At 61.1% G+C, this 16,318-nt stretch carries 17 protein-coding genes; 5 read left to right on the forward strand and 12 right to left on the reverse strand.

Annotated features, from left to right (window positions below; translation table 11 throughout):
* Positions 1-497: 497 nt before the first annotated feature.
* Positions 498-1,757, reverse strand: coding sequence for a Spy/CpxP family protein refolding chaperone (locus tag BLR13_RS20700; RefSeq protein WP_074820075.1), 1,260 nt, complete (start codon positions 1,755-1,757; stop codon positions 498-500).
* A gap of 18 nt (positions 1,758-1,775) precedes the next feature.
* Between BLR13_RS20700 and BLR13_RS41775 the strand changes: the two genes are divergently transcribed.
* A complete protein-coding gene (locus tag BLR13_RS41775; RefSeq protein ID WP_074820073.1) occupies positions 1,776-2,120 on the forward strand; it encodes a hypothetical protein in 345 nt (114 codons plus the stop codon).
* A gap of 595 nt (positions 2,121-2,715) precedes the next feature.
* On the opposite strand, the gene BLR13_RS20705 is transcribed toward BLR13_RS41775, so the two are convergent.
* From BLR13_RS20705 to BLR13_RS20735, 7 genes are all read right to left on the reverse strand, one after another.
* Positions 2,716-3,666 carry a polysaccharide deacetylase gene (locus tag BLR13_RS20705; protein WP_074820071.1) on the reverse strand — a complete coding sequence of 317 codons (951 nt, stop codon included), beginning with the start codon at positions 3,664-3,666 and terminating at the stop codon, positions 2,716-2,718.
* 218 nt (positions 3,667-3,884) lie between these two features.
* Positions 3,885-5,414, reverse strand: a complete 1,530-nt coding sequence (locus BLR13_RS20710) for a hypothetical protein (RefSeq protein ID WP_074820070.1) — start codon at positions 5,412-5,414, stop codon at positions 3,885-3,887.
* A gap of 374 nt (positions 5,415-5,788) precedes the next feature.
* Positions 5,789-7,045: an MFS transporter gene (locus tag BLR13_RS20715; RefSeq protein ID WP_074820068.1), complete on the reverse strand. Its 1,257-nt coding sequence runs from the start codon at positions 7,043-7,045 to the stop codon at positions 5,789-5,791.
* Positions 7,042-7,371 carry a hypothetical protein gene (locus BLR13_RS20720; protein ID WP_074820067.1) on the reverse strand — a complete coding sequence of 110 codons (330 nt, stop codon included), beginning with the start codon at positions 7,369-7,371 and terminating at the stop codon, positions 7,042-7,044. Before BLR13_RS20720 ends, BLR13_RS20715 begins: the two co-directional genes overlap by 4 nt.
* 1 nt (position 7,372) lies before the next feature.
* The gene (locus BLR13_RS20725; RefSeq protein WP_074820065.1) at positions 7,373-7,936 is read right to left on the reverse strand and encodes an isochorismatase family protein; all 564 of its coding nucleotides are present in this window, start codon (positions 7,934-7,936) and stop codon (positions 7,373-7,375) included.
* 68 nt (positions 7,937-8,004) lie between these two features.
* The gene (locus tag BLR13_RS20730; RefSeq protein WP_074820063.1) at positions 8,005-8,457 is read right to left on the reverse strand and encodes a MarR family winged helix-turn-helix transcriptional regulator; all 453 of its coding nucleotides are present in this window, start codon (positions 8,455-8,457) and stop codon (positions 8,005-8,007) included.
* A gap of 236 nt (positions 8,458-8,693) precedes the next feature.
* Positions 8,694-9,608 (reverse strand): LysR substrate-binding domain-containing protein, encoded by a 915-nt coding sequence (locus tag BLR13_RS20735; protein WP_074820062.1) that lies wholly within the window; start codon positions 9,606-9,608, stop codon positions 8,694-8,696.
* Positions 9,609-9,686: 78 nt separating this feature from the next.
* Between BLR13_RS20735 and psrA the strand changes: the two genes are divergently transcribed.
* The 4 genes from psrA (at position 9,687) to BLR13_RS20755 (ending at position 15,016) form a co-directional block, all read left to right on the forward strand.
* Complete coding sequence (gene psrA / locus BLR13_RS20740; RefSeq protein WP_074820060.1) at positions 9,687-10,817, forward strand: iron-containing alcohol dehydrogenase PsrA; 1,131 nt, start codon at positions 9,687-9,689, stop codon at positions 10,815-10,817.
* Between the two features lie 64 nt (positions 10,818-10,881).
* Positions 10,882-12,126, forward strand: a complete 1,245-nt coding sequence (phnA, locus tag BLR13_RS20745; RefSeq protein WP_074831282.1) for a phosphonoacetate hydrolase — start codon at positions 10,882-10,884, stop codon at positions 12,124-12,126.
* A gap of 27 nt (positions 12,127-12,153) precedes the next feature.
* Positions 12,154-13,602, forward strand: coding sequence for a phosphonoacetaldehyde dehydrogenase (phnY, locus tag BLR13_RS20750; protein ID WP_074820057.1), 1,449 nt, complete (start codon positions 12,154-12,156; stop codon positions 13,600-13,602).
* Positions 13,603-13,708: 106 nt separating this feature from the next.
* Positions 13,709-15,016, forward strand: coding sequence for an MFS transporter (locus tag BLR13_RS20755; protein WP_079586104.1), 1,308 nt, complete (start codon positions 13,709-13,711; stop codon positions 15,014-15,016).
* A 107-nt stretch (positions 15,017-15,123) separates the two neighbouring features.
* On the opposite strand, the gene BLR13_RS20760 is transcribed toward BLR13_RS20755, so the two are convergent.
* From BLR13_RS20760 to BLR13_RS20775, 4 genes are all read right to left on the reverse strand, one after another.
* Positions 15,124-15,402, reverse strand: coding sequence for a DUF1488 family protein (locus BLR13_RS20760; RefSeq protein ID WP_074820055.1), 279 nt, complete (start codon positions 15,400-15,402; stop codon positions 15,124-15,126).
* Positions 15,399-15,590 carry a hypothetical protein gene (locus BLR13_RS20765; RefSeq protein ID WP_074820054.1) on the reverse strand — a complete coding sequence of 64 codons (192 nt, stop codon included), beginning with the start codon at positions 15,588-15,590 and terminating at the stop codon, positions 15,399-15,401. Before BLR13_RS20765 ends, BLR13_RS20760 begins: the two co-directional genes overlap by 4 nt.
* A 100-nt stretch (positions 15,591-15,690) precedes the next feature.
* Entirely contained in the window at positions 15,691-15,987 is a 297-nt protein-coding gene (locus BLR13_RS20770; RefSeq protein ID WP_074820052.1) for a hypothetical protein, read from the reverse strand.
* The gene (locus BLR13_RS20775) at positions 15,980-16,249 is read right to left on the reverse strand and encodes a hypothetical protein (protein ID WP_074820051.1); all 270 of its coding nucleotides are present in this window, start codon (positions 16,247-16,249) and stop codon (positions 15,980-15,982) included. Before BLR13_RS20775 ends, BLR13_RS20770 begins: the two co-directional genes overlap by 8 nt.
* Between the last annotated feature and the right edge of the window lie 69 nt (positions 16,250-16,318).

The raw sequence follows: 16,318 nt of genomic DNA on the forward strand, positions 1-16,318 counted from the left end.
GTCGCGATCATCAGCTTGATTCTGGAGTGCATCTCTTCGAGCGCCAATGCCTTGACCCGCGATCGAGCGCGTACGCGAAATCCCCGGTCTCAAAGCTTCGACAGCTCCTGACGACAATACTACGATCCCAAAGCTATCCAAGGCGCACGCTGTCGTGAGAAGTGCTGAGATGCCCTACTGCAGTGCGGGAGGCCGAAGTCGATGCCGACGGCCCGCCGAACCATTGGACTAGGAAAAATCACAAGCAATTTCAATTGTGTAGGAGTTCGCGGTTTTATTCTGAATGGCGCGCCATTCTGCCACCACTCAGAATAAAACTGCGAACCGCACGCCCGCGGGGATGCGATCGGTATGCGCGAGCTTGCGGTGCCGAACGCAATCCGTCGTCTTCATGCAAGTTGATGTTCTTCGCATTCTGAAAGAGCGCGAAGCACCGTCTGAAACAAAAAAATCGCGCCGAAGCGCGCAGGTCATGTCGCATTCGGTCCCGCCGCGCTTCACCGCGCGAACGAGATCATCCGCCGGATCAGTTGCTCAATGCTGGCGTGACCTCCGCGGAGGTATCGCCGCCCGCGATACGATTGATCGGATGCGCCCATCCGCTGCGGGCCGATCGCGTCGAAGGCTGCCTTCTGCTCGTCAGTGAGCGATCCGTAGAAGTCATTCATCGCCACGCGCACGGTCCTCACCGCCTGCAGCATGATGTCAAGCCGTTTGCCGACAGCTGCAAGCCGCGCCGGCGGCGTCAGCGCAGCCTCCGCCTCGGTCTGGCACGACGCCTTGAGCGTGTCCGCAGCCCGGGCGGCGGCGCTCTGAAGCGTATCAAGATACTTGTGCTGCTGATCGGTCGGCCTGACCGACTGCTCGATCGTGGCGGCCGGCCAGTCCGTCAGACCCGGTTGCGCCACGTCGCAAGCCTGCGCGGCTGAACCGGCTCTCTCCGCGGGCCGGGCAGGACGTGGTCTCGTGATGGAGAGCCCATTGAGCTGCGCCTTCTGTTCGTCACTCAGGAGGCCGTAGAATTTCTCCAGCGGCGGTTGCACCATTTGCACCGCCGCGATCATCGCTTCGATGCGCTGCTGCATTACCTCAAGCCGGCGCGGCGCCGTAAGCGCGACGTCGGTCGGGCAGGAGGCCTTGAGGCTCGCGGCCGCCTTTTCCGAGGCGCTTGCAAGTTCGTCGAGCGCTGCGCGCTGCGCTTCATTCGGCTGGATCGCGCTTTGGAAGCTCTCAACCGGCAGTCCGGCGATCGCGCGGCTGTCCTCGCCGCACATTTGCGTGAGGTTCGCCTGGCCGCTCCGCGGCGCATAGGCATAGGCATCGACGTTGCTTCGGCCTCTGCCGGCATAATTTGGCAGGTAGCCTGCATAGCCCATCAGATCGTCGTAACCGTAGAGCCCGAAGATGCCGGCGTAGAGGTCAGGGTAGCCATAGCCCCAGAACGTATCGTAGTAGGGGTAACCCCAAAACGCATAGTCATAGATGTCGTAGAAGGCGAACGGCCAGAACACCGGGCCGACCCATCCGAATCCGCCGTTGCGATGGCGCCACCACCCGTTTCCGCCGTGCCACGCCGCCGTCGCTACGCTTGCGGTGACCAGCGCGCGGGTTCTCGGATTGCGCAGCGCGGCGGTGTTGCTCAAGGCCCGATTGACCGGCCGCGAGTTCAGCGCGTGCTGCACGGCGTTGGCATTCCGCGTCGCGTTGAAGTGTCTCGCGGCAAGCGCCGAGCCGCCGACCGCAGCCGCGGTCCCCATCGCAGCGTGTGCGCCGAAATGCGGTCTCGCGGCAACTGCGCGCGCGCCACCGAAATGCCCGCCACCGCCGCGGAAGCCGCCAATGTGAACACCGCCGCGATGGAAGCCGCCACCGTGGAAGCCGCCACCGTGGAAGCCGCCACCGTGGAAGCCGCCTCCACCACCGTGGAAACCGCCGCCATGGAAGCCGCCACCACCGTGGAAGCCACCGCCACCACCGTGGAAGCCACCGCCGCCGCCGTGGAAGCCACCGCCGCCGCCATGAAAACCGCCACCACCGCCACCATGGCCTCCGCCGCCTCTCGGGCCGGCATACGCCACGGCGGACAGCAACATTACGCAAGCGAGCGCGGCAACGCCTGATCCAAGTTTCGAGCTCAACTTCCACGTAAATATCGTCATGGCAGCCTCCACTGCAACTCACGACGCCGCAAAGCGGCTCAGGAACGGAGGCCATAATTCAATCCATGATGCGACAAATTGTTCCAACGGTCGGGGGGAGAATCTGGACTTCATCTCAGCCGATGCGGATTTCATGGCGCCGCCGATCCGCTGCGGCGTTGCGGTGACGGCCCTACGGAGCCGTGATGGTGCGCCTCGATGCCGCCGGTTGGACCACGGGTTGGCGATCGCGAGCACAGGGTGCGCAATCAGTAATCTTCTAAATTATACAATAATTTCAATTACATAAGAGTTCATGATTTTATTCTGAGTGGCGCGCCATTTGCCATCATTCAGAATAAAACGACGAACATTTCCGATCCGTGCTTCGGTCAGGAATCGTAGAGCGGCGGGCAGAGGAAGTTGTTTCGCATATCCGGCTAATACGGACCGTGGGGACCGCCCTCGTATCGAACGCCTATGGTGTTTCGGAGGGCGGCTTGGTCAAACGTCGCGAAGACCGGTCGAAGCGAAGATCGTGGGCGGAATCGCGCTTTTTACTGAAACAGGACATGCTCTAGCGAGATTGGCCGGCGGCGCGCAACACCGCCTCGACATCCGTCAGCCAGACGAGGTGGTTTGCTTTGAGGCTTTGCAAGACACGGCGCAGCGCAGCAGCCCCGGCCGGGGTGCCGACGACAAAGGGATGAATGCCGATGGCGACCACCGTCGCGGGTTTCTTGGGATCGGCAGCGGCCTCACGCGCAAGTTCATGGACATAGTCGATCCACAGTCGCTCGAGATCGCCGGCCTCCTTGAAGCGGGAGAGGTACTGCCCCATGTCGACGACGCTTGGAGGGTAAGGCACCAGCACTAGCGGCGCCGGCTTTGTGTCGAGCCGCGACAGCAAGTCCGAATCCATGCCGTCAAGAGTGTAGCGGATGCCTTCTGCGGCGCTCGCTTGAAAGGTCTCCGCATCGGGATAAACGCTCGGGCTCGACCAGCCGATGCTGCGAACGCCGGTGCTCGCCTCGATCATGTCGAGCGTCTTGCGGATATAGACACGCTGTGCGGCCGTGCCCTCGGAAAGCGGCAGAAGGTCGGTGGAATTGTTGATCCCGTGAGCGATGATCGGCGCCGTGGGAACGAGCGCGCGGAGCACCTGCCATGTTTCCGGCTGGGCCTGCGGAAACTGGGCATTCAGCGCCAGGCTGAGCGGGACGTCCATCTCCTTAAACAGTCGGCCCGTGCGCGGCAGGCCAAAATTGATCGCATACTGTCGAAATCCCTCGTCGACGAGATCGGGCGTGCGCCCGGTCATGTCAGGGCGGAAGTTGGGCCCGTGTCCACGCCCCCACACTTCGACGTAGAGGACGAAGGTGACGGCGACCTTTTTGCCTCCAGGCCACGATACGACAGGGATGTCCTGCCGCGGCAGGCCGGTGATCCAGTCCGTGCCGGATCGCGCCGTCGCTGGGGCGAGCGCGAGACTGGCGGCAAGAAGAAGAGCGAAAGTCAACTTACGCATGTGTCATCTGTGTGCTGGCGAGGCCCCGGACGCAGGCCTCCTGCGTCCGGGATCCATCTCTGTGACCAATATGGAACGTAAGCCTGAATGGCTGCGCCGCAGAAGTTGTTGCGATAAAAAATCATATCGCAATCTCAATTACCTAAGAGTTCGCAGTTTTGTTCTGAATGGCGCGCCAAAATTAAGCTATTCCGCGATATTCTACGATACGGGCTCTATCAAGACCTGGCGGTCGCGTGTTCTCCGTCGCCCTTCCTCTTCTCATGGAAGGCGTCCCTCTCCGCGTGATATTTGATTGCCCATTCACCAGCTGGCGTTAAGCGCCATTTGTTGCGGAACGGTTTGACGAAGTCGCGGTCGTTCAGTGTCTTCAGGGCCTGTTTGTGAAGCCGTACATTGGCGTGCTTCGCGATTTGACGCAGCGTGGCGAGTGCAGTTTCGGAAAGAAAATCTGCATCGTGGGTATACCGCCGCTGCGGATGCTCGATCCGATATTTATACTCATCGATGTCGGCTTCGCGCCTCAAACGAAAGCACTTCTCGACCCCATAATAATACTCATCGTGTGCGAGCGGTTGTCCGTTGAGGGTCCATTGTTTGAGCTTTTTAAGCACGGCGTGCGTGACCTGCTTATGAGCAAGTTCTTTTTTGTCCGTTCCGTCGTTCGCGTTGCGCTCGCGCTCCTCAGAGAACACGAATTTTTCTGGTTCGGATCTTTCGATGACATCAACCGACAACGCATCGCGTAAAATGTCAGGTATGCGATCCGGCGCGTTCAATTTGCGATAGGCCTCAATTCGTTTCTGCGCAACTGTGATACTTTGCTCTAACGCTTCGTGTGGTGACTGCTCATCGACGGCGCGGAAGAGATCGAACGCGAGCGATTTCACAGCGGTGATCATCTGTTGCTTAATTTGCTCGGGAGACTGCCCTGAACTAATAGCGGGCAACCGTTTCCCGGCGGCGCGCTGCTCTTTCTTTTCGACTCGTTTTTTTATACTTACCATCCGTGCTTTGTGCAGCTTCTCGCCCGATATGCCGTCTTCCGATTCGATCTGGCCTTCGGGCAGAATGAAAAAGCGGACGCTTTCGGCGCCGATGCCAACCACGTCATCGAAGTTGTGGATGGAAAGGTACTGGTTGCGTCCCTTGAGCAATCGCAGGACTTCGTGCTCACCATAATAAAGCTCTTGTAGGAGATTGAGATTGTGGCGACCAGCGAGCTTCCATCGCTCGTGCGACCAATCGTGCCAATCTTTGTATTCGGGTGGTCGTCTCCTTCGACCAAGGTCATATGCGATATCGACATCGCCGAAGCTCTCGGCCTTGCGATCCATGGCGCTGCCGAGCACGCGAATCTCATTCACGAAATAACAGAGGTCAGGGTTAGCGTTGATCTGCGTGACCCGTTTCAAAAGCTCGGCAATGATGTTGTCGACCTTCTCCCGGTCAATGCGCTTGAGCATGCGGGCGAGTGTAAACCGTGTGCCATATTCGCCCAGCGCATAGCGAATTTGGGGTGTAGGGTCCTTGTCCCACGACGGTGGAGGCTTTCTTTCGAGAATTTTCTGCTCAACCAATGTTTCGCTCAGCCATTCGGCGTGGGTCGGAGAGATGTTCATATGATTGGCCAGAGAAGTGACGGTCCAACCACTGTCATTCATATCGTGCCGGGCCATTTCGCGAATTGCGTCACGAATCACCTTAATCTTTATTCCGGCAATGACGGTCGTTCGATCTAGGTCCAATTTATGCTCCCCATCTCTCGTATTCGCTTTGACTAGCGCCGCTGGTTCGCATTCGTTAGCGCGCCCGACTGCCGTAGGATGGCAATCCGAGTCATCAGACTAGCCGTCTTAGTGTTAGTGCGAAATTCGGAAAGGCTCCATGGCTCCTCCGTCGCCTCTATAGATAGTTATATAGCAATATCAATGACATGAAAGTTCGGTGCTTTATTCTGATGGTGCGCCAAAACACCACCACACAGAATAAAACTGCGATCTCCAATCTCCCGTACGGCTGTCGTTTGCGCGAAGCGGAGATCGGTCATAGGGCCGAGGCGGCGAAAGGGCTGGTTCTGGACGGCGCGCGAGCGACGCGCCACGCGACTTCTGCCAACAGCCTAGGGAGACATTCTCTCGGTGGCGATGCCGCCGGTTCGCAGTTCGCGCCTGCGGCGAAGCACATGCAATAATCCGACGATCGCCGCGGCAAGGCCGGCGGCCGCGCCGACGCCGAGCGACCAGCGCGGACCGAAATGGTCCGCCACCAGGCCGACGATCGGCGCTCCGATCGGCGTACCGCCGAGAGCGACCGCCAGTCGCATCGCCATTGCGCGGCCGCGCATCGCCGGCTCGGTGGCCAACTGCATCAGGCTGTTGGTGGAATTGCTGAAGGTCAGCGCCGACACGCCGATGATCACGAGCGTGACGCCAAACAGCCAGTAGCTCGGCATCACAGCAGCCAGCGCACAGCCCAGCCCGAAAAACGCGGCGCCGGCAACCAGCCGCACAAAGCGCGGCTTTTCCTGGCCCGCGGCGAGCAGCGCGCCGGCGATCGTCCCGATCGCCATGATCGACGTCAGCAGCCCATACTCGCCTGCGCCGGCATGAAAAACGGTGACGGACATGGTGGCGATGAAGATCGGAAAATTCATGCCGAAGGTGCCGACCAGAAACAGCATCACCAGAATGGCCTTGAGGTCGGGTCTTCGCCACACATAGCGAAAGCCGTCGATGAGGCCGCCGCGGGTGGGTGTCGCCTTGTCGGTGCGATGCAGATCGCCGACGCGGAGCAGCAGCAGCGAGCACACCACCGCGACAAACGACGCGGCGTTGATCAGGAACGCCCCGCCGGAGCCGACGGCGGCAATCGTGAGGCCCGCCGCTGCCGGACCGATCATCCGTGCGGCGTTGAACGACGTGGAGTTCAGCGCCACCGCGTTCGACAGATCGGCTTCACCGACCAGTTCCGAGACGAAGGTGTGGCGCGCGGGCGCATCGAACGCCGTGATGCAGCCCTGCACCAGCGCTATCGCATAGACTTCCCACAACTGAATTGCGCCGGTGATGGTGAGAAGTCCGAGGCCCGCGGCCAGCGCGCTCATTCCGAGCTGGGTCGCCTGCAACAGTTTGCGCCGGTCGAGCAGGTCTGCCGCGTAGCCGGTGAAGGGCAGCAGCGCCAGATGCGGCCCGTATTGCAGTGCCATGACCACGCCGACCGCCGTCGCATTGTGGGCGGTCAGCTGCGTCAGCACCAGCCAGTCCTGGGCAATGCGCTGCATCCATGTCCCGATGTTGGACACCAGCGAGCCACCGGCCCAGATCCGGTAATTGTAGTTGCGGAGGGATCTGAAGGCGCCCCGCGAGGGCGCCGTCATTCGTCGACCGCCACGTTGCCGCCGTGGAAGCGTCCGAAGCGCCGTGCCATCGCCAGAGCCAGCAGCAATGCGCCGAGGCCCAACACCGCGACATCCACGGTGGAGTGGAGATCGAAATCGCCGACGCGGCAGACCAGGACATAGCCGACAACCAGATTGAAGAATCCCCAGAGCACGTTGACGGTCGACGACGATAGCCCTTCACCCGGAGGCTTGGCGAACGGGCTTTGAAACGCACGTCCCATCACGCCGCTGACGAAATGCGGGATCACATTGGTGAGAAAGGCACCGCCGAAAAACCATGAAAGATAGTGCAGCCAGAGCATGTCAGGCCCTCCGCTTGTCGAGCAGGTCGATGATTTGTTGCGTCGTGCCGGTCTCACCGAGCCGCGGGAAAACCTTTGCGATGCTGTAGTCATGGGCCTCGGCGCGCATGTCGGTCATGGCGTCGATGGCGAGCGTGACGTTGAAGCCCGCCTCATAGGCCTGCCGCGCCGTGGCTTCGACACCGGTGCCGGTGGCGACGCCGGTGATCACCACCTGCGTTACGCCGCGCGCCTTCAACTGGCGCTCGAGATCGGTGCTCGAAAACGCGCCCCACGTCCGCTTGGTCACCGTGATATCGCCGGGCTGCCGGTCGAGTTCAGGAACGAGGTCGGTCCATCCATCGGCGAATGGTCCGGCGTGCCGCGGCTGTTCGGTTCGGCCGGGCGCGCCGCCGGCAACATTGACCAGCACGACCGGCAGGTCGCGCGCGCGGAACGCATTGGCCAAAGTGCGCGACCGGGAAATGACATCCGCGGTCGGGTGCACGGCCGGCAGCGCGACGATGCCTTTCTGCAGGTCGATGACGATGATCGCGGTTTGGGGATCGAGCGTGGTCAGGGGCATGCGGGTCTCTTCCGTTGCAGTGAGTTCGGCGCACCGACAGCGCGCGACAGGCATGTCGGCGATATCGGTCAGGACTCAGTCAGGCGCTTGAGCAGCGCGAGGCCGTTGGCGAGCTGCTCCTGCTCGGCGGCCGAGAGCTTTTTCTGGATCACGTGAAACAACCAATCCTCGCGGGCGACGCGGCCGACCCGGATCCGTTCGCGGCAGGCCGGCGTCAGCGACCAGATGGTCTGCCGGCCGTCGTTCGGGTCCGGCGCGCCGCTGACCAGCCCCGCGGTCTCCAGCGCCGACACCGTCGCGCCCATGGATTGCGGCCGGATGCCGTCAGCGCGGGCGAGGTTGGTCACCGTCGCGGGGCCGTCGCGATCCAGTCGGCCGAGCACCGACACCTGGGACAGCGTCATGTCGCCCAGGGACGCCTGGTCGCGGAACATCCGCTTGAATTGGCCGATCAGGGCGCGGAGATCGCCGGCCAGAGCGTGCGCCGTCGCTTCGTCGCGATTGTCTTGATGTTCGGTCATACCGAACGACTAGCAGATATGAAGGTAAACTACAAAGTTAAACTTGGTACATGTATCGACATCTGTATTCTATCGTAATTTCAATGGGATAAGCGTCCGAGATTCCTCTGACTGACCCCATTCGGTACCCTTCCGTGAAGCGCTCCATCGCGTTCAGATAGCGACGATGGTTGATCCCGATCGGTCGCAGCTGAGGTCATCGTCGGATCGATCACCAGTCCGCCCTTCGCGGCCGCCTACGTCCCGCGCCGCGGTTGTTTCGCCGACACCTTGGCGAAGCCGGCCTTCATCTGGCTGACCGTATCAATGAAGGCCTTGATGATCGGGGAGTGCGCGCGATCCTTGTGATAGGCGACGCTGTATTGCGTCTTGATGGCGCGGCCCTGGATTTCCAGTGCGCGCAGGTTCGGGTGCGGAACGAATTCAAAATCGGCGACCACACTGATGCCGAGGCCCCGCTCGACCGCCTTCCACACACCCTCCCGGCTCTCGATCTCGAACACCGGATTGATCGTCAGCCCCTCGCGCTGGATCGCCGCCTCGAACGCGCGTCGCGTGGTTGAACCGCGCTCGCGCAACACGAAGCGCTGATCCGCAAGCTCGTGCAGCTTGACGGATTTTCGATGGAACCACGGATGATCTCCATTGACGAAGACGACCACGCGGTGGGTTCGATAGGGGATCATCACGACGCGCGGGTCATCAGGGACTTCCGCGAGAATGGCGACCTCGGCTTCGAAGTCGGTGATGTGGCGAAGCGTGCGTTCGGAATTCCCGAGCAGCGTCGAAATTTGCACACCGGGATGATCGCGGTTGAAGGCCGCCAGAATCTCCGTGGCGTGAAACGGGCCCACGGTGGCGAGGCGGAGGTGGCCTTTTGTCGACTGGCCATGCGCGTCCAGCAGCTCGTGGGCCTCGTCGCAAAATTTCATGATGCCGCGCGTTATTTCAAACAACGCGGCGCCGGTCTTCGTCAGTTCGACCGTTCTCGATTTGCGGATCAGAAGTTCGACGCCGTAACTCTCCTCGAGTTCCTTGACCTGAATGGTCAGGGTCGGCTGGCCCACGTTCAGGACGCGCGAGGCCGCGGTAAAACCGCCGTGCTCGGCGACCGCGTGGAAAGCCCGGATTCGGCTGAACACTATTGACATAATCAATAGTTCTCCTCGGAATTATGAATTTGTCAATAACAGGCCGCTGCCTACCATCGCTCGAAAGGGAGTAGCGCGATGGTGTGGAAATACGGAAACCCGGTCCAGATCGAATTCGGCGTCGACAGTTTCAACAGACTGTCCGAGCTGATCGGAAACCGACGATATGCTCTGGTTACCTACGGCGAGTCGTTTTTCGACGAGCTTGCGAGCCGGTTGAAAGAGACCGCCGGCGCAGCCGTTCTCATCGTCAACGACGTGGCGCCGAATCCCGATTACCGCTTGCTGGCTGAGCAAACCGGCCGCTTCGCGAAGCTGGAGCGGCAGCCGGACGTGATCGTCGCGCTCGGCGGCGGCTCCGTTATCGACTCGGCCAAGGTATTCGCAGCGGCCGGAGGCGACTTCGGAAAGATCAGGACTTTTCTGGAAAGCCAACAGGGTGCCGATCTGCTCTCGGCTACTCCCATCATCGCCGTCCCGACGACGGCAGGCACCGGCAGCGAAGTGACCTGCTGGGGTACCGTCTGGGACGAGGCCAGGGGCAAGAAATATTCCCTCGCTCGGCCGAACCTCTATCCGACTCACGCCGTGGTCGATCCGCGCCTGATGCTGGGCAAGCCGCAGTTGCTGACGATCAGCACCGGGCTCGATGCGTTATCGCACGCGCTGGAAAGCCTGTGGAACGTCAACAACAATCCGGTGTCTGCCAATCACGCCGTTTCCGCTGCCCGCAATATCCTGGATGTGCTGCCGAAGCTCGTGAAGGATCTCGGCAATATTGAATTGCGCAGCCGGATGGCGATGGCCGCCTTGTTCGCAGGTCTGGCATTCTCGAACACCAAAACCGCGATTGCTCATTCGTTGTCCTACCCGATCACGCTGCGGCACGGCGTGCAGCACGGAATCGCGTGTTCGTTCTCGCTGCCGATGGTGCTGCGCAGCGTCCAGGGCGTCGGCGGCATCTGCGAAGACAGCCTGAAGCAGATCTTCGGTGCCGACCTGATGCGCGGGGCCGACGAACTGGAAGATTTCCTCGGGCGACTCGGAATCTCCAGCAACCCCGCAGCGTACAAGATCGACCACCGCGAATGGCGCCTCCTGATCGAAGATTCGCTGCAGGGTGAACGCGGAAGAAACTTCCTCGGCTCGGGCGAACAGTTGATCGAGGCGTCGCAAATGCTGCGGCTGCCGACAACCAGGACTGCATAAGGACAAGCCGCCGGAAGGTGCAGACGCGAAACGTCCGCACCCTGGCGTGACAGGGAGAATGATCATGAAGACCAATGGGAAGACTATCGTCGTCAATGGCCGCGGCTACAATCCGCCGCAACGGCCGACCGTCGTCATCTGCCTTGATGGATCCGAGCCCGGATATATCGAGAAGGCGATCGAAGCCGGCGTCGCACCGACCTTTGCGCGGTTCATGAAAGACGGCGCGCACGTTCACGCCAACAGCGTGATCCCGAGTTTTACCAATCCGAACAATCTGTCGATCATCACCGGCCGGCCGCCCTCGGTCCACGGGATCGCCGGCAATTTCTTCTACGACGCCGCCAACGGCGTCGAAGTGATGATGAACGACCCGAAGTTTCTGCGCGCGCCGACCATCCTCTCCGGCGTTCACGATGCCGGCTTCAAGGTCGCAGCCATTACCGCCAAGGACAAGTTGCGTACGCTGCTGTCGCACGGGCTGGATTATTCGACCGGACGCGCCTTCGCCTTCTCGTCCGAAAAGGCCGACCAGGCAACGATGAAGGACAACGGGATAGATGATGTTCTCGCATTCGTCGGCTTGCCGCTTCCCGAAGTCTATTCTGCCGATTTGTCGGAGTTCGTATTCGCGGCCGGGGTCAAGCTGGTCGAGCGCTATCGTCCCGACCTGATGTACCTGTCGACGACGGATTACATCCAGCACAAGGTTGGTCCGGGCACGAAGATCGCCAACGACTTCTACGGCATGATCGATGGCTATCTGGCGCAACTAGATGCGCTGGGCTGCAATATCGTCGCCACCGCCGATCATGGCATGAATGACAAGTTCATCCCCGGCGGCCAGCCGGACGTGCTGTATCTCCAGGATCTGTTCGACGACTGGATGGGGCAAGGGAAGGCGCGCGTGATCCTGCCGATCACCGATCCCTATGTGGCGCATCACGGCTCGCTGGGCTCGTTTGCAACGATCTATACCCCTGCCGGCAGCGACGTCGATGCGCTCATCGCCCGGCTGAAGGACACGCCCGGCGTCGAACTGGCGGTGACCCGCAAGGCCGCCTGCGATCGTTTCGAACTTCCCGCCGACCGCGTCGGCGACATCGTCGTCATCTCGTCGCGGCACAAGGTGCTGGGAACGAGCCGGGATCGCCACGACCTGTCGGGGCTGACCGAACCGCTGAGGTCGCATGGCGGGATCACGGAGGAGCGCGTTCCGCTGATTGCAAACGGCAAGATCGTCATTCCCCCCGGTCACGTCCTGCGAAATTTCGATGTCTTCGACGTGGCCCTCAATCGCATTCAGTGACCGGCGGCAGTCCGACAGGAGCGTTCCATGAATATGCAAGCTCAAGCCGTCCGTCACGAGAAGATGCGGATCGCAGGTGCGCTCGTCGATACCGACGAACGCGTCAACGTGGTCAATCCCTATACCAATAAGGTGATCGGAACGGTGCCGGCCGCGCGCCCCGAGCATGTGCGCGACGCCTTCGCCAGGGCAAAGGCCTTCAAGTCCAAGCTCACGCGCTATGAGCGTCAGCAAATTCTGCTCAGGACCGCGGACATTCTGGCAAGCCGCAAGGAAGAATTCGCGCGGTTGATTACGGCAGAATCCGGTCTGTGCTGGAAGGATTCGCTCTACGAAGCCGGCCGTGCCTACGACGTGTATTCGTTCGCGGGCCAGTTGACCATCAAGGACGATAGCGAGGTGTTTTCCTGCGATATCAGCCCGCAGGGCAAGTCGCGCAAGATCTTCACCATGCGTACGCCGTTGCTGGGGGTGATCTCGGCGATAACGCCCTTCAATCATCCGCTGAACATGGTGAGCCACAAGATCGCGCCGGCGATCGCGACCAACAACCGGATCATCTTGAAGCCGACGGAACTGACGCCGCTCACCGCGCTTGCTTTGGCCGACGTGCTCTACGAAGCCGGGTTGCCGCCGGAAATGCTCTCGATCGTCACCGGAAATCCCCATTCGATGGGGGATGCCATGATTACCGATCCCGATGCAGATCTCGTCACCTTCACCGGCTCGGTCCGCGTCGGCAAGCACATCGCTGCGAATGCCGGCTACAAGCGGCTGGTTCTCGAACTCGGCGGCAACGATCCGCTGATCGTCATGGAGGATGCCGACCTCGAGAAAGCGGCGGAGCTTGCGGTTCTGGGGGCGACCAAAAATTCAGGCCAGCGCTGCACCGCTGTCAAGCGCATCCTTTGCGTGGAAGCTGTCGCCGACGAGTTCGCCGAGCTCGTGCTCAAGCGAGCCAGGAAACTGAAGTGCGGGGATCCGATGGATCCTTCGGTGGATGTTGGAACGGTTATCCATGAAGGGGCGGCGAAGGAGTTCGAGCGCCGGGTCGGGGACGCCGTGAAGGACGGCGCTCACCTGCTTCACGGAAACGATCGTCAAGGAGCGCTGTACCCGCCCACCGTCGTCGATCATGTCCCGTACACGTCCGAGCTGGTGCTGCAGGAAACGTTCGGTCCCGTGATTCCAATCATCCGGGTGCCCAACGACATCGAGAGCGTGATCAGGATTTCCAACTCGACCGCCTTCGGTCTGTCGTCGGGCGTTTGCACCAACCGTCTCGATTACATCACGCGTTTCGTCAACGAACTCGACGTCGGCACCGTGAATGTCTGGGAAGTTCCGGGCTATCGCATCGAGATGTCGCCGTTCGGAGGCATCAAGGACTCCGGGCTTGGCTACAAGGAAGGCGTGCAGGAGGCGATGAAGAGCTTCACGAACGTGAAGACGTACTCGCTTCCGTGGTCGACGTAGCCGTCGAGGCCCGTCGGGCGGTCGTGCCCGCCCATTCAACTACGTCAATCGGAATCGGCCCGGAAGAAGGCCGACCGGCATCGAAGTCAAAAACAGGGAGGTTGAAATGTCTGTGATGCAAAGTCCGGCGATGGGGTCCGTCGGTATCGTGAATCCCGAGCTAGCCACCAGTTTTCGACGCGCGCAATGGCGAATGCTGCTGGCCGCGATGTTCTGCTACCTGTTCTTTTATACGGGCCGGCAGACCTTCGGTTTTGCCATCCCTGGAATTCAGGCCGAGTTTGGCGTCAGCAAAGCCGCGTTGGGCTGGGCCAGCGCCGCGCTCTTGTGGTGTTACGCCATCGGTCAGGCCATCAACGGCAACCTTGGTGACAAGCTCGGCGGCCGGCGCGTGATGAGCGCAGGCGCGATCCTGTCGTTCATCATGAACTGGGCGACCAGCCTGTCCACCGGCATCGTCAGCCTGTCGGTGTTCTGGGGCATCAACGGATATTTTCAGTCGATGGGATGGGCGCCGGGTAGCCGGCTGTTGTCCAACTGGTGGGGGCGTCACGAGCGCGGAACGGTTTACGGGCTCTATACATTCGCCGCCGGACTGGCCTCAGTGCTGTCGTTCGTAACGTCTCTGATCGTTGTAGGCTACTTCCAGCTCGACTGGCGCTGGATATTCAGAATTCCAGTCCTGCTTCTGCTGATCGGCGGGATCGCATTCTATCTGATCGCCCGCGAGAAACCGGAAGATATGGGCTTCGCATCGCCTCACGATGATACGGTTGACGATGGCCCGACATCGGCTGTCGCCGATAGCGAAAGCTCGTTTGCCAGGTACAAGGCGGTGTTGTCGAACTGGCGGCTCCTCGTCGCGGGTCTTGCGATCGGATTCCAGAATGCCGCCAGATACGGTCTCCTGGTGTGGGTGCCCGTGCATTTTCTCGGTGCCAACTGGACCAAGGCGGATGCGGCGGCGGCCATCGATCCCCGCTGGATCAGCATTGCACTGCCGGTCGGCATGGCGTTTGGCGCATTTTCCAACGGCTGGGTTTCCGACAAGCTGTTCAACTCGCGCCGCTCGTCCGCGATCGTGCTCTACATGGTGCTGGCGGCGATCACGTCGCTGTACATGTACACCATTCCGACCACGGCCGTTTACCAGGGAATGGTCGTATTGTTCCTGTGCGGCTTCTTCGTCTACGGCCCGCAATCGTCGTTCTGGGCGCTGTGTCCCGATCTGGTCGGCCACAAGCGGGCGGGCACGGCGACCGGCGTCATGAACTTCTGCGCCTACCTGTTCGCCGGTTTGGGTGAACCGATCATCGGGCATTTCATGGATGGCCATCCGACGTCGGTCGTGTTCCTGGTCGTCTCGGCATGTGCCATCGCCAGCGCAGCCGTCGCAAGCTTCATTCGCCGATAACGCCTTGCCTGCACCGCTCCCTCGTCACGTGCGAGGGAGCGGTGTTTCGTAAAGCGGTAACCGCATGGGCGCCGTCCCGGCTACCTCCGCGTCCCGCACCGTCCCGACTAGTTGCGAAAATCGAGGCTGCGCAGAATGATGCCGGGCGGCGCGCCCTCGAACTCCCGCGCCTCGAATTTGCGCGACGCGCATTGTTCGATCCGGTCGCGCAACCGCAGGAATTGCGCGTCGCGCTGATCCGGCTTTGCCTTCACGCCGCGCTCGAGGTCGTCCATCGCCGAACTGCTGATGGCGCAGGATATTTCCGCGCCGCCATCCATCATCGAAAACAGCATCACCATCCGGTTGTGCTCGAAGCCTTTGACGCTGCCGCGCTCCAGTGTCATCGGCGAACTCCGGGTCTGGCCTTCACCACCGGCGGATTGATTTCGTCGATCCGGCGCAGGCAGTCGGCTTCGGAATCGTGCGGGCCCGAGACGAAGGTTCCGCTGACCTTGGTCGAATACCAGCCGGATACCACCCCGAGGCGAAGCGATTCTTCGGTCTTGACGTGACGCGGCGAGAGATTTTGCATGGAATGCTTTCATTGCGCGTTCGCGGCTTTGTCGAACGCAGGGGGTGATGTTTTCGGTTTCTACGGACGTATGGTTTTCAAAAGACGTGTGTTGGTCTGGTCAGTTCTCACCGGAGAGCCGGACAAAATCCGCCAGCACCGCCGCAACCAGGTCGCGATGATGGGCGTCGGTGGGCGGAAGCTGAGCCGCGTATAAATTCAGCACGTAGCGCGCCTTAGCCGCGGCTTCGATCCACGAAGCCGCCGGCGCGGCCAGCAACTGGATTTCGACGACGCCCTGATGGTCGCGCAGCAGCTTCGCCTTGGTCTCGACGTCGGTGAGGATGCGGCGGATATCGGTCGCCTTCTGGGCGGCCATGCCGCGATGCTTGTCGAGTTCGATCGGGGTGTCATTCATGCGCCGCACCCGCGTCTTCGCGTTGCGCGTCCGACAGATCGACCGAACCGATCGAGATCATTTCCATCGAGGGTGTCCGCGGTGCCGCCCCGGGCACCATGATCATGGTGGCGACGCGCCGGAAGCTCGCGAATGACAGGCCCTCGATCATCTCCTCGTCGGTGATGACTTCATAGGCGCCCGGCGCCAGCAGGCGATCGATACCCTTGATCCGGAACGGGTGTTTGAAATGAACGGTCTCGCGGCGCGAGCGCGTGGTCATTTAGAGTGACCAGCGTTTTCGCGCGCGGGGGCGCCAACAGGTTTGGACATAAGTTCACTGTGCGCGCTT

The organism is Bradyrhizobium ottawaense, assembly GCF_900099825.1.
GTDB lineage: Bacteria > Pseudomonadota > Alphaproteobacteria > Rhizobiales > Xanthobacteraceae > Bradyrhizobium > Bradyrhizobium ottawaense_A.